Below are 13,274 nucleotides of genomic sequence, written 5' to 3'. Positions count from 1 at the left end.
CGCGGGGCGGGGACGGCGAGTCGCGACGACGACGAGGGCGGTCAGGCCCCCAGGCGGTCGTCCAGCACCCGGTACACCGAACGGGCCGAGGAGGTCGCCGCCGCGGACAGGCCCGGCAGCGACCCGAGCACCCGCCATCCGTCGGGATCCTCGCGACCGGGACCGGCGACCCAGTTCCGCAGGGCCTGCGCTGACCCCGCGGCCAGCGCCGCGGCACGCACCCGCGCGTGCAGCTCCTCCCGCAGGTCGACCACGCCCGGGGCGTCCGAGCCCGGCAGCAGCGGCCCGGGATAGGCGGCCACGGCGGCGGCCACGTCGGAATCGACCAGGCCGGCGACGTGGGCGGCGTCGGTCTCCAACACCCCCGGGGACAGGCGGTACGGCCGGGAACCGATCACGTCCGGACCCAGGACCCGCCGCAGCCGCGACATCTCCGCGCGGATGCTCACCTCGTCGAGCCGGCCCGCGGCGAGCAGTTCGGCCAGGGCCCCGCCCGACAACCCCTGCGGGTACGCCGAGAGCAGGACGAGGATCTCCGCGTGCCGACGGGTGAGCGGGCCGAGTCCGGCCAACGTGGGACGCAGGGTCCCGAGCGCCTCCAGCCGCCGCACCCCACCGGTCGGCGTGGACCTCAGCTCCGCCTCGGCGAGCAGGGCGGTGGCCCTGACCAGCGCCAACATCTCGGCGGATGCGGCGGAGTCGGTCCCGGTCACGTCGATGCCGCCGATCACCCGGCCCGTCAACGGGTCGTGGACCGGCGCGGCCGAGCAGCTCCACGAGTGCGCGGGAGCGAGGAAGTGCTCCTCGCCCCGGACCCGCACCGGGACGTCGTGCCGGATCGCCAGGCCCGGGGCGTTGGCACCCACCGCGTCGTCGCTCCACAGCGCGCCGGGGACGAACGCCATCCGTTCCGCGCGGGTCCGCACCCCGCGGTCCCCGTACAGCCACAGCAGTCGACCGTCGACGTCGGCCACCGCGACCAGATGCCCGCTGTCCACCACCCCGGCGACGAGGATCTTCTCGACCACCGGGAGCACCGCCGCCATCGGGTGGCCGGCGAGGTGCGCGGACAATTCGACTCCCTGCAGGTCGACCGGCGGGTCCACCCGTTCCGGGTCGATCCCCCGCCGTCTGCTGCGCTCCCGCGACTGCGCCACGAGCGCCTTGATCGCCGCCGGCGTCCCTGCCGTCATGAGACCAGTGTAACGGGAATCACACAACCTGACGCATCCCTCATAAACGGATCTAAATAGACCGTGTTCGACACAGCACCGAGCTGGGCCTCTACACTTGCTAGTGATACAGGCCACATTTGACCTAAGGATCGCGATGACGACCGAGTTCGCCACCCCGCCCGCCTCGAAGCCCTTCCCCGTTCCGAACCTGGCCAGACTGGTGTTCAAGAACGCAGAGGAGGCCCCGAACGACGTCGCCGTGCTGCGCCGCGTGGGCACCGACTGGAAAGAGGTCACCTGCGCCCAGTACCTGGAGGAGGTCAAGGGCGTCGCCAAGGGCCTCATCGCCCGCGGGGTCAAGCCGGGCGACCGCCTCGCGATCATGAGCCACACCCGGTACGAGTGGTCGCTCATCGCCTGGGCCTCCTGGTCGGTAGGCGCGGTCACCGTCCCGATCTACGAGACCTCGTCGTCCGCCCAGTGCAACTGGATCCTCACGGACTCCGGCGCATCCGTGGCGGTGGTCGAGGACCTCGAACTGCGTGAGGTGCTCACCGCGGAGACCGAGTGGCAGGGTGACATCCTCGTCATCGAGAACGATCTCGTCGCCCAGCTCACCGAGGCCGGCGCGGCCGTCTCCGACGAAGAGCTCGAGCAGGCCTCGCTCGCGATGGGCCACGAGGACCCCTGTGCGATCGTCTACACCTCCGGCACCACGGGCAACCCCAAGGGCTGCGAGATCCTGCACGGCGGGTTCGGCGGCGTCGTGGTGGCCGTGGAGGAGCAGCTCCAGGACGCGTTCGTCCCCAATAGTCGCACCCTGATCTTCCTGCCGCTGGCCCACGTCCTGGCCCGCATCCTGGAGGTGGCGTGCTTCTACAAGCGCGTCGCCGTGGCCCACGAGCCCGACACCACCAAGGTCGTCGAGCGGCTGGCGGAGATCCACCCCACGTTCCTCGTGTCGGTGCCGCGAGTGCTGGAGAAGGTGTACAACTCGGCCGCGGGCAAGGCCGAGGCCGCCGGTGGCGCCAAGGCCAAGATCTTCAAGGCGGCCGTGCAGACCGCCATCGACTACTCCACGGCCATCGAGGGCGGGGGCACGCCGTCCCGCGGCCTGGCACTCAAGCAGAAGCTCTTCTCCAAGCTCGTCTACTCCAAGCTGCACGACGCCCTCGGTGGTGAATGCAACCGCATCATCTCCGGTGGCGGCCCCCTGGGCGCCCGTCTGGGCCACTTCTACCGGGGCGCGGGCTTCGACCTCCTCGAGGGTTACGGCCTCACCGAGTCCTCGGGCGTTCTCACCGTCAACCCGATCGGCAAGGCCAAGATCGGCACCGTCGGTCGCCCGATCCCGGGTGTGACCATCCGGATCGCCGATGACGGCGAGGTCCTGGCGAAGGCAAAGACCCTGTTCAAGGGGTACTGGCAGAATCCTCAGGCCAACGAGGATTCCTGGACCGGCGAGTGGTACCACACCGGCGACATCGGCGAGCTCGACCCGGACGGCTACCTGTCGATCACGGGCCGCAAGAAGGACCTCATCGTCACCGCAGGCGGCAAGAACGTCTCGCCGTCCCAGATCGAGGACCTGCTCTCGTCCGATCCGCTGATCAGCCAGGCCGTCGTCGTGGGCGACAACCGCAACTACATCGCGGCCCTGGTCACCATCGACCAGGAGACCTTCCCCGCGTGGCGTGACAAGCACGGCAAGACCGGCGAGGTGGAGGACCTGCTCCGGGACGGCGACCTGGTGGGTGCGATCCAGGACGCCGTGGACCGCGCCAACAAGTCGGTCTCCCGCGCCGAGTCGATCCGCAAGTTCAAGATCCTCGCGGCCGAGTTCACAGTGGAGAGCGGGGAGCTCACCCCGACGCTCAAGCTCAAGCGGAACGTCGTGCACGACCGCTTCGGCAGCGAGATCGAGTCGCTGTACACCGATGCCTGATACGGCCGGCGCCTGATACATCGGCCACGGGAGCGCCCGGACCACCACGGTCCGGGCGCTCCCGTCATTTCCCGTCGGTGGCGCACGCCCGCCGAAATCCCGCCGGGCCGGACCCGCGAGGGTCTCTATCACGTACACTCACGGATAGACAGACCTGTTCATTCTTCAGAACGGAACCCTCACATGGCGCAGATCTACTCCGACATCAGCGAGACCATCGGCAAGACCCCGCTGGTCCGTCTCAATTCCCTGACCGACGGGTTGCAGGCCACCGTCCTGGCCAAGCTCGAGTCGGCGAACCCGGCCGCCAGCGTCAAGGACCGCATCGGCGCCGCCATCATCGACGACGCCGTCGCGTCGGGCGGCCTCAAGCCGGGCGGCACCATCGTCGAGGGCACCTCCGGAAACACCGGTATCGCCCTGTCCATGGTCGCCGCGGCTCGCGGTTACAAGGCCGTCATCGTCATGCCCGACACCATGTCGGTCGAGCGTCGTGCCGTCATGCGCGCGTACGGCGCCGAGCTCATCCTCACCCCCGGCTCCGAGGGCATGAAGGGCGCGGTGGCCAAGGCCGAGGAGGTCGCCGCGACCCGCGAGAACGCGGTCCTGGCCCGCCAGTTCGCCAACCCCGCCAACGTGGACGTCCATCGCCGCACCACCGGCCCGGAGGTCTGGGAGGACACGGCCGGCGACATCGACGTCTTCGTGGCCGGCATCGGCACCGGCGGCACCATCACCGGCGCCGGCGGCTACCTGCGCGAGCAGAAGTCGGACATCCACATCGTCGCCGTCGAGCCCAAGGACTCGCCGCTGCTGACCGAGGGCAAGGCCGGACCGCACAAGATCCAGGGACTGGGCGCCAACTTCGTCCCCGAGATCCTGGATCGCGAGATCTACAACGAGGTCGTCGACGTGACGCTCGAGGATTCGCTGGAGATCGCCAAGCGCCTCGGCAAGGAGGAGGGGATCCTCGCCGGCATCTCCTCCGGTGCGAACGTCTGGGCGGCGCTCGAGATCGCCAAGCGCCCCGAGAACGCGGGCAAGACCATCGTCGTGATCGTGTGCGACTACGGCGAGCGCTACGTCTCCACGATGCTGTTCGAGGACTACCGCGACTGATGTCGGCCGACTCCGACCGCCCGGTGGGGTTCCTGCGCACCCTGCGTGAGGACCTCGCCGCGGCGCGCGCCCACGACCCGGCCGCCCGGGGCGACGTCGAGAACGCCGTCGTCTACTCCGGCCTCCACGCGATCTGGATCCACCGGCTGTCCCACCGCATGTGGAACTCCGGCGGCGTCGGTCGCACCGCCGGACGCGTCCTCGCCCAGTTCGGCCGTTTCCTCACGGGGATCGAGATCCATCCCGGCGCCACCATCGGCCGGCGGTTCTTCATCGACCACGGGATGGGCGTCGTCATCGGGGAGACGGCGGAGATCGGTGACGACTGCATGCTCTACCACGGCGTCACCCTGGGCGGGGTCTCGCTCAAGCAGGTCAAGCGGCACCCCACCCTGGGCGATCGCGTGACCGTCGGCGCCGGCGCGAAGATCCTCGGGCCCGTCGAGATCGGTGACGACTCGTCGGTAGGCGCCAACGCCGTCGTCGTCAAGAGCGCCCCCGCCGATTCCATCGTCGTGGGCGTCCCCGGCGAGGCCCGGCCCGCCAAGTCGACCAAGGAGGAGCTGCGCGACGCGCAGTTCTACATCGACCCGGCGATCTACATCTAGCCCGATTCCCATCGAGAAGACCGTTCCGCACGCATCGCCCGAGTGGCGGCGTGCGGAACGTCCTTTTCGATGACGCCGAGCCGGCCCCGAGCCCACGCCGAGCCGGCCCCGAGCCGCCGCGCGCCGGACGGACTAGGCTCTCCGGCTGTGCGTACGCTTCCCACTACCTACTGGCTGCGCGGCCCGCTGACGCTGCTGGCCCTCGCCTCGGTGGTCATGGTGTTGCGTGCCCCCGACGAGCGGACGCCGTGGTGGGGCATCTCCGGGAACTTCCTGGACGTGAACGTCTATCGCTGGGGCGGGCACGCGGTGCTGAACTCGATCCCGTTGTACGACGGACTGCTCACGGGTGACGACTCCGGGCGCTTCTACCCGGAGATGCCGTTCACCTACCCGCCGTTCTCCGCGGTGCTTTTCACGCCGCTGGACCTGGTGACCCCGCGACTCATGGAAGCGGCGTGGCTCGCACTGACCCTGGCCCTGCTCTACCTCGCGGTCCGGATGTGTCTGCGCGCACTCGACTACCGCCCGGACCGGGTCACCGCCCAGGTCTCGGCGTGTCTGGCACTCATCGCCCTCTCGACGGAACCCGTACGGACCACGGTGTGGTTGGGCCAGATCAACATCCTCCTCCTGGTCCTGGTCCTGGCCGACCACCTCGCCTGGAGGTCGGGCCGCCGGTGGGCGGGAATCGGGTCCGGCCTGGCAGCCGGCGTCAAACTCACCCCGGCGTTCTTCTGGGCGCACTGGATCCTCACCGGGCGCTGGCGGATGGCCCTGACCTCCGGTGCGGCGTTCCTCGGCACCGTCGCGCTCGGATTCCTGCTGATCCCCCGCGACGCCCTGCGCTACTGGTCGGGAACCCTGTTCGAGTCCCAGCGGATCGGTCACGACGCCATGCTGGCCAACCAGTCGCTGCGGGGCACGATGGCCCGTCTGGCCGGTTCCGAGATGGCGCCCACCTGGGCGTGGCTGCTCGGCGCCGCCGTGGTGGCCGTCCTCGGTCTCGGCGTCGCGGCGCTGGCCCACCGCGCCGGGCACCAACTCCTCGCCCTGACGGTGGCCGGGCTGACGATGACCATGGTCTCCCCGTTCTCGTGGGGCCACCACTGGGTGTGGTTCGTGCCGCTGCTCGTGCTGGCCGTGCACTACGCGGTCGCCGCCCGGCGCTGGTACCTCTGGCTCCTGCCGCCGCTGCTCTGGGCCGCGTGCGCGAACTGGGTCCAGAGCTTCCCCGACGTGAACTTCCCCGACGATCGCTGGGTGGCGATGGGCCTGTTCATGCTCGGCGGTGACATCCCGCCGGTCGTCTACACCGTGTTCACGAATGTGTACCCACTGGTCTGGCTGGTGGCGGTGGTGCTCACCGCCCTCCTGCTCCGGCGCTCCGGCAGCGACGGCGCTAGGCTGCGCGACTATGGGACGGCGGACGACGCGTCACCCCGCGCGCAGGATCCTCGCCGCGGGTGACACCAGGCGGGAGGTGGCGACGCTCGCCGTCGAGGAACCCCTGGAGATCAGGGTGGGCGGTGAGCCGTTCGTCGTGACCATGCGGACCCCGGGTGACGACATGGACCTCGCGGCCGGCCATCTGGTCTCCGAGGGGGCCGTGTGGCACCGGGATCACCTGCCCGAGATCTGCTACTGCACCACCGTCAGCGGCCGGGCCGAGCAGGACTACAACACCCTCACCGTGACCGTGTCGCCGGACATCCCCGCGCCCCGCTCCGCGCGGGCCTCCACCATGAGCAGCGCCTGCGGCGTCTGCGGCGTGGACTCGATCGACGAGGTCCGGCGCGCAACCCACTTCCCCGCCGAGCCGGCGGAGCCGCTCGTCGGCGCCGCGGTCCTCCTGTCGCTACCCGACCGGCTCCGCGATCACCAGCGGGTCTTCGACAAGACGGGGGGAGTCCACGCGGCCGGCCTGTTCTCCCCCACCGGCGAGCTGCTGTGCCGTCGCGAGGACGTGGGGCGGCACAACGCCGTGGACAAGGTTGTCGGCTGGGCGTTGCGCGAGGGACGGCTGCCGCTGCGCGGGACCATTCTGCAGGTCTCCGGCCGGGCCTCGTTCGAGCTCGTGCAGAAGGCGTCGATGGCGGGGATCCCGGTGCTGTCCGCGGTGAGCGCGCCGTCGTCGCTGGCGGTCGAGCTCGCCGCGGAGACCGGCGTGACCCTGGTCGGCTTCAGCCGGGGCGACCGCGCCACGGTCTACACCCACCCCGACCGCGTCGTCGACTGAACCCGCCCGATCGGGGTGCCCTCGCGCGAGTAGCCGGTCAGCGACCCGCCTCGGCCGGTTCGTCGGTGGCGAGGGGGTCACCGAGCGCGACGTATCCGCGGCCGGGCGCGATGAACAGCAGCAGGACCGCGGCACCCGCGGCCACCATCCCCAGGGCGAAGAGCGCCGACGAGATGCCGTCCGCGAAGATCCCGGCGGCCGCGTCGACCACGGCCTGCCCCGCGGGCCCGGCCGCGGCTCCGAATTCGCGGGCGCCGGCAAAGGAACTCTCGACCGCCTGCCGGCCGGCCTCGGGGACGTCGGGCAGGACGTCGACGATCCCGGCGGCGTAGCGCCCGGCCAGGATGCTGCCCGAGAGCGCGATGCCGATCGCGGCCCCGACCTCGCGCATCGCGTCGTTGACGGCGGCGGCCACGCCCTGTTCGTCGGACGGGATGTCCGAGACGATCGCCGACGTGGCCGGCGCCGTCGACAGCCCGAGCCCGATACTCGCGACGAGCATGGGCCAGAGGATGTCCCAGTACCCGGAGTCCACCGACAACCGGGAGAGGAACACCATCCCGGCGGCGATGGCCCCCACGCCCGCCACGGACACCGCCCGCAGTCCCACGGCCGCGGTGAGGCGCGGGGAGAGCAGCGAGAAGACCATCACCGGCACGACCATCGGGGCCAGTGCCAGCGAGGCGGACAGGGCGTCGTAGTCCTTGACCAGCTGGAGGAACTGCACGATGAGCAGGAAGAACCCGAAGATGGTGAGGAACTGCAGCGCCACCGACACCGAGCCGGTGGTGAACCCACGCCGGCGGAAGTAGCGCACGTCGAGCAGGGGGTCCGCGACGCGCAGCTCGACCAGGACGAAGGCCACGACGCTCACCGCCGCCACGCCGAGCGCCCCGATGACCAGCGGCTCGGAGAAACTGGTGTGCGCGCCCTCGATGAGCCCGAACACCACCCCGCCCACGGCGAGCGCGGAGAAGACCGCCCCGAACACGTCGGGCCGCCCGACGCGGGAGGCCACGGACTCCCCGATGGTGAAGGCGGCCGCCAGGACGACCAGGCCGATGACGGCGTAGACGCCGAAGATCGCCTTCCAGGTCCACACCCTGAGCATGAGCCCGGAGCCGAGCAGGCCGATGATGCCGCCGACCCCGGCGAAGCCGGCCCACAGCCCCACGGCCGCCCCCCGGCGATCCGAGGAGAAACTGGCCGTGAGCAGGGACAACGTGGAGGGCATGACGAAGGCGGCGCCGACGCCGGCCACCGCACGGAGCATGATCACCCACAGCGGCGAGTCCAGCCACAGGGGTAACGCCGAGGAGACGGTGAACAGGGCCAGGCCCACGATGAGCGTGGCCCGGCGGCCGAAGCGGTCCCCCAGCGCACCGGCGGTGAGGACGAGCGCCGCCAGCGCCAGCGTGTAGGAGTCGACGATCCACGTCAGCTCGGCCTGGGTGGCACCGATGTCCACGGCGATGTCCGGCAGGGACGTGTACAGGGCGGACATCGTGGCCACCACCAGGGACACGGCCACGAGGTTGACGACCAGCAGCCACCGCCGCCGACCCGTACTCAGCTCCAACACGTCTGCCCCCGCTCCCCGGAAACGATACCGACGGTATCGCATGGTGTGCCCACCCTAGCGCACCGGGCAGGCCACAATGGAGCCCATGTCGACCCCGGATCCGCGGCGCGCCCGCTCGCAGAGCAAGCTGCTCGACGCGGCGTCGTCCCTGTTGCTCTCGGGCGGGGCGGCGGCGGTGACCGTGGACGCGGTGACCCGGATGTCGGGCGTCGCCCGGACCACCCTCTACCGCAACTTCCCGTCGACGGACTCGCTCATCGCCGCGGCGTTCCGGCGCCTGCTCCCCACCCCGACGCGCCCCCCGGCCGACCTGCCCGTCCGGGAACAGCTCGTGCGGTTGGCCGCGTCGATGACGCAGCTCATCCAGGACGCCCCCCTCCAGCAGTCGATGTTGGGGTGGCTGGCGATGGGCCGCCACGCCGGGGACGACGACGAGGTGGGCCTCCTCCGCCGCAGCGTGGTCGAGTCGTACACCGAACCGCTGCACGCCGTCCTCTCGGACGCGGAGGAGTCCGGGGCCCTGATCCCCGGCGACCGCGACCTGGCCGTGGCGCAGCTCGCCGGCCCCGTCGTCCTGGCCCGCATGATCGGCCTGCGCCCGTACACCGAGCAGGACGTGGAGAGGCTCGTCGACGACTTCCTGCGCGGCCGCCTGGTCGAGGACGCCGGATGACGAGCAGCGGCAGCGACCCCACGAGCACCGTCGGCGCGATCGTCCTCACCGGCGGTCGCGCGAGCCGTCTCGGCGGGATCGACAAGGCGCGACTGGCGGTGGCGGGTCGGCCAATGGTCGAGGCGGTTCTCGGCGCCGCCCGGGCGGTGGCGGGCCCCGTCCGCACGGTGGGTCCCGGGGGCGACACCCGCGAGGATCCGCCCCACTCGGGACCCGTCGCCGGGATCGCCGCGGGACTGCGGGCGCTCCCGCCGTCGGTCGACCTCGTCGTCGTCACCGCCTGCGACCTGCCCGATCTCGACGCCGCCACCCTCCGCTCCCTCCTCACCGCCCTCCGGCCCGCCACCTCCCCCGCCCCCGGCGCCGCACTCGCCGTGGACGCGACCGGGCACGACCAGTTCCTCCTCGCCGCGTGGGACCGCCGCGCCCTCGCCGCGCGCCTGGCCGCCCTGGAGACCTCCGGCGGCGTGGGCGGACGACCGGTTCGAACCCTGTACGACGACGAGGAGGTCGTCCGCGTCCCCGTGGGCGGACTCGCGCGGGACGTCGACACCTGGGCCGACCTGGCCGCACGCGGGCCGGTCGGGCTCCCACACGTGGGGGCTGTCCTGCGCGCCGGGCTCACCGCGTTGCCGGCGGTCGCACGGCCGCCCCTGGCAGCGGTCGGCGCGGTACTCGCGTCGCCGCTGGTCTCCGTGGACCCGATGCCGCGAGGGCCGGTGTCGGCGATGGACGGGTACGCCCTGGCCGGACCCGGCCCGTGGCGGCTGGCCGGGGCCGCCCGCCGCGCCGGGGACGGTTCGTCCGCGACACTGGCGCCCGGCACGGCGGCGCCCATCGCGACCGGCGCCCTGGCCCCCGCCGGCTGCGATCGCGTGCTGCGGCACGAACTGGTGACGGTGACCCCGGCCCGCACCGGCCCCCCGGTGGTCACCGCACTGCCGGGGGGCGACGGGGTGAACGACCTCCGGCCCGTCGGTGAGGACTGGCCGGTCGGACACGAACTGGCCCCTGCGGGCGCGGTGCTCGACGCGGCACTGGCCTCCGCGGCCCTGTCCGCGGACGCCACGGAGGTCCCGGTCCGGGGACCCGTGCGGGCGACGCTGGTCACGACCGGCGACGAGGTCCTGCCCGCCGACGCGCCCTCGCCGCTGCCGCCGGGCCGGATCCGTGACACCGTGGGCCCGCTGCTCGGGGCGGTCCTGGCGCGGGCGGGGTTCGCCGGCGTCGGACCGCCCGGGCACTGCCCGGACACCCCGGCCGCGGTCGACGCCCTGCTCGGCGGCGGCTCCGACTCCGTCGACGCGACGCCCGGCGACGTGCTGGTGCTGGTGGGCGCCACCGGCCGCGGGGTGGCCGATCTCCTACGCCCGGCCCTGGCGCGCGCGGGTGCGCGGATCGTCCTCGACGGGGTCCGCGTCCGCCCGGGGGGGTCGCAACTCGTGGCCGTTCTCGCCGACGGTCGCGTCCTGTTGGCATTACCGGGTAATCCGCTGGCGGCGGTGTCCGCGGCGGCGACCACGGGTCGCGCGCTGGTCGACGCCCTCACCGGCCGTCAGCGCACACCGGTACTGACGTGCGTTCCCCGGGTGGCCGAGCTGGCGGCCCCGCACCGCTCACGGATCCTGCCCGCCCGGCCGGACGGCGCCGGCGGCTGGCACCTGGCCGGCCGCGTGCGCACCGCGCACCTGGCGGACCTGGCGGGCGCGCCCGCCCTGGCCGTGGTGCCCGAGGGCGGGGGCCCCGGGGCCGTCACCGGCGCCGACGCCGACGCCGCGGCCGACGACCCCGTGGAGATCATCGACTGGATCTGATGGCCCGGGTCGGGCGTTCCCGCAGGTCGGAGGGCGGCCCCAAATGACCAGTTCAGAAGGTATTTGAGATCACCGGCATCAAATCCACCCGGCCAGCTCGCAATATGGCACGCTCGGCGTTGTGCAGCTGTCCCGGTCCTCCGATCTCGCGCTCCGCGCCCTCATGCGCCTCGCCGTCGCCGACGAGCGTGGCGACCGCATGACCGCCGCGGCGATCGCGGAGTCGGTGAACGCCTCGACCTCCCACGTGGCCAAGATCGTCTCCCGGCTCGTCGACCTCGGCCTCGCCGAGTCCCGGCGCGGCCGGGGCGGGGGGCTCGTCATCACCGAGGCGGGCCGACACGAGTCGGTCGGGACGCTGCTGCGCGAACTGGAGGGCCCCGGCGAGGTCATCCAGTGCGAGGGCCCGACGCCCTGCCCGCTCGCGGGCAACTGCGGTCTGCGACGGGCTCTCGTCGACGCTCGCGAGGCGTTCTTCGCCGCCCTCGACCCCCTCACCGTCGAGGGCATCGTCCGGGCACCCACCCGCCAGGTGTCACTCAGCCTCTCCACCGCCCCACGGCCGGACCCCGGCCCGGGGTCCTGACCACCCGCTCGCCACATCACCCCCACCCCACATCACACCCAACCCACAGTCCGGCGCCCACGGTGCCCGGGCCACCCCGTCGCGCCCCGGTCCGCCCACACCGGGCTCCGGCGCCGTCACCCGAAGGAGATCCCCATGACCACGTCGCTCACCACCCTGGAGTCGATCCTCGCGCACCCCCGCGAGTTGTCCGAGGAGCACGCCACCGTCATCCGCGCGACCCTGCCGGTCATCGGCGCCCACATCGACGAGATCACACCCGTCTTCTACCGGACGATGTTCGCTGACAACCCCGAACTCCTCCGCGACACCTTCAACCGCGGCAACCAGAAGCTGGGCGCCCAACAGCGCGCGCTCGCGGCGTCGATCGCGACCTTCGCCACCCTGCTGGTGGACGGCCGGAGCCCGGTCGACATGCTCTCCCGGATCGGGCACAAGCACGCCAGCCTGGGCATCACCCCCGACCAGTACCAGGTGGTCCACGACTACCTCTTCGGCGCGATCGTGGAGGTGCTGGGTGAGGCGATCACCCCGGAGGTCGCGGCCGCGTGGGACGAGGTCTACTGGATCATGGCCGCCGTCCTGGTGGACTTCGAGAAGGCCCTCTACGCCGAGGCCCAGGTGGAGCCGGGGGACGTCTTCCGCACCGCCACCGTGATCGCCCGCGAGGACGTGACGGACTCGGTCACCGTGATCACCCTCGGTGGCCCGGACGGCGAGCCGCTGCCCGACTTCCGCCCGGGTCAGTACACCTCCGTCGGCGTGGTCCTGCCCGACGGCGCGCGTCAGCTGCGCCAGTACTCCCTGTCAACGGCACCGGGCGACGGCACGTGGCGCATCGGCGTCCGCCGGGTCGACGCCGAGGTCCGGGGCGGGCTCGGCTGCCCCGCCGGCGAGGTCTCGGGCTGGCTGCACGCCCACGCCGACGTCGGCACGACGATCCAGGTCACCCTCCCGTTCGGCGACCTCGTCCTGGACGCCGCCGGGATCGGCGGCGACCGGGACGCCGCGCCCGTGGTCCTCTGCTCGGCCGGGATCGGCATCACCCCGATGCTCGGGATGGTCGCCCACCTGTCGGCGACGGAGGACACCCGTCGCGTGCTCGTCCTGCACGCCGACCGCTCGCCGGCCGACCACGTCCTCGCCGAGGAGGTCGCGGGCGAGTCCTCGCTGCTCGCCGACGCCGAGGTCCACACCTGGTACGAGCAGGGTGCGGACACCGTCGCCGGGCCGGGCGCGGTCCACCGGGGATTCATGGACCTGGCGGCGGTCGAGCTCCCCGAGGGGGCGCACGTCTTCCTCTGCGGGTCGACCGGCTTCCTCCAGTCACTCCGCCCGCAGTTCCTCGAGGCCGGCGTGCCCGCCGAGCGGCTCCACGCGGAGCTGTTCGCCCCGAACGACTGGCTGGTGTAGTCCCGCCGGCGTGGGCCCGGATGAGCTCTGTCCGGGCCCACGCGCCGCCCGAAAGGCGCGTCGCGGAGTGTATTTGACCTGTAACAACTCGTGGGCGTGTGGACGAACTCGCGGACGCTC

11 protein-coding genes are annotated in these 13,274 nt (G+C 72.3%); 9 read left to right on the top strand and 2 right to left on the bottom strand.

Annotated features, from left to right (window positions below; genetic code table 11):
- Window positions 1–41 precede the first annotated feature (41 nt).
- Window positions 42–1,193: a GAF domain-containing protein gene (locus tag L8M95_RS11860; protein WP_260486341.1), complete on the bottom strand. Its 1,152-nt coding sequence runs from the start codon at window positions 1,191–1,193 to the stop codon at window positions 42–44.
- A gap of 136 nt (window positions 1,194–1,329) precedes the next feature.
- Here L8M95_RS11860 and L8M95_RS11855 point away from each other — a divergent pair, with 136 nt between their 5' ends.
- The 5 genes from L8M95_RS11855 (at window position 1,330) to fdhD (ending at window position 7,086) form a co-directional block, all read left to right on the top strand.
- On the top strand, window positions 1,330–3,120 hold the full coding sequence (locus tag L8M95_RS11855; RefSeq protein WP_260486340.1) for a long-chain fatty acid--CoA ligase: 1,791 nt from the start codon (window positions 1,330–1,332) through the stop codon (window positions 3,118–3,120).
- Window positions 3,121–3,303: 183 nt separating this feature from the next.
- Window positions 3,304–4,239, top strand: coding sequence for a cysteine synthase A (cysK, locus tag L8M95_RS11850; protein ID WP_260486339.1), 936 nt, complete (start codon window positions 3,304–3,306; stop codon window positions 4,237–4,239).
- The gene (epsC, locus tag L8M95_RS11845) at window positions 4,239–4,847 is read left to right on the top strand and encodes a serine O-acetyltransferase EpsC (RefSeq protein WP_396118771.1); all 609 of its coding nucleotides are present in this window, start codon (window positions 4,239–4,241) and stop codon (window positions 4,845–4,847) included. The genes cysK and epsC overlap by 1 nt, the downstream gene beginning before the upstream one ends.
- Before the next feature lie 147 nt (window positions 4,848–4,994).
- On the top strand, window positions 4,995–6,317 hold the full coding sequence (locus L8M95_RS11840) for a glycosyltransferase 87 family protein (protein WP_260486338.1): 1,323 nt from the start codon (window positions 4,995–4,997) through the stop codon (window positions 6,315–6,317).
- Complete coding sequence (gene fdhD, locus L8M95_RS11835; RefSeq protein WP_260486337.1) at window positions 6,265–7,086, top strand: formate dehydrogenase accessory sulfurtransferase FdhD; 822 nt, start codon at window positions 6,265–6,267, stop codon at window positions 7,084–7,086. The genes L8M95_RS11840 and fdhD overlap by 53 nt, the downstream gene beginning before the upstream one ends.
- A 37-nt stretch (window positions 7,087–7,123) precedes the next feature.
- Here the strand turns inward: fdhD and L8M95_RS11830 are convergent, their stop codons facing one another.
- Window positions 7,124–8,668 carry an MFS transporter gene (locus L8M95_RS11830; RefSeq protein WP_260486336.1) on the bottom strand — a complete coding sequence of 515 codons (1,545 nt, stop codon included), beginning with the start codon at window positions 8,666–8,668 and terminating at the stop codon, window positions 7,124–7,126.
- An 85-nt stretch (window positions 8,669–8,753) separates the two neighbouring features.
- Here L8M95_RS11830 and L8M95_RS11825 point away from each other — a divergent pair, with 85 nt between their 5' ends.
- From L8M95_RS11825 to L8M95_RS11810, 4 genes are all read left to right on the top strand, one after another.
- Window positions 8,754–9,341 (top strand): TetR/AcrR family transcriptional regulator, encoded by a 588-nt coding sequence (locus tag L8M95_RS11825; RefSeq protein ID WP_260486335.1) that lies wholly within the window; start codon window positions 8,754–8,756, stop codon window positions 9,339–9,341.
- Window positions 9,338–11,155, top strand: a complete 1,818-nt coding sequence (locus tag L8M95_RS11820) for an NTP transferase domain-containing protein (RefSeq protein WP_260486334.1) — start codon at window positions 9,338–9,340, stop codon at window positions 11,153–11,155. Before L8M95_RS11825 ends, L8M95_RS11820 begins: the two co-directional genes overlap by 4 nt.
- Before the next feature lie 121 nt (window positions 11,156–11,276).
- Window positions 11,277–11,741, top strand: a complete 465-nt coding sequence (locus L8M95_RS11815) for an Rrf2 family transcriptional regulator (protein WP_260486333.1) — start codon at window positions 11,277–11,279, stop codon at window positions 11,739–11,741.
- Between the two features lie 135 nt (window positions 11,742–11,876).
- A complete protein-coding gene (locus L8M95_RS11810) occupies window positions 11,877–13,154 on the top strand; it encodes a globin domain-containing protein (protein ID WP_260486332.1) in 1,278 nt (425 codons plus the stop codon).
- Window positions 13,155–13,274 lie beyond the last annotated feature (120 nt).

This window comes from Dietzia sp. B32 (genome assembly GCF_024732245.1).
In the GTDB taxonomy this organism is placed as follows: Bacteria; Actinomycetota; Actinomycetes; order Mycobacteriales; family Mycobacteriaceae; genus Dietzia.
Note: the sequence above shows the minus strand (reverse complement) of the source record. Positions and strands in the feature narration are given on the sequence as shown.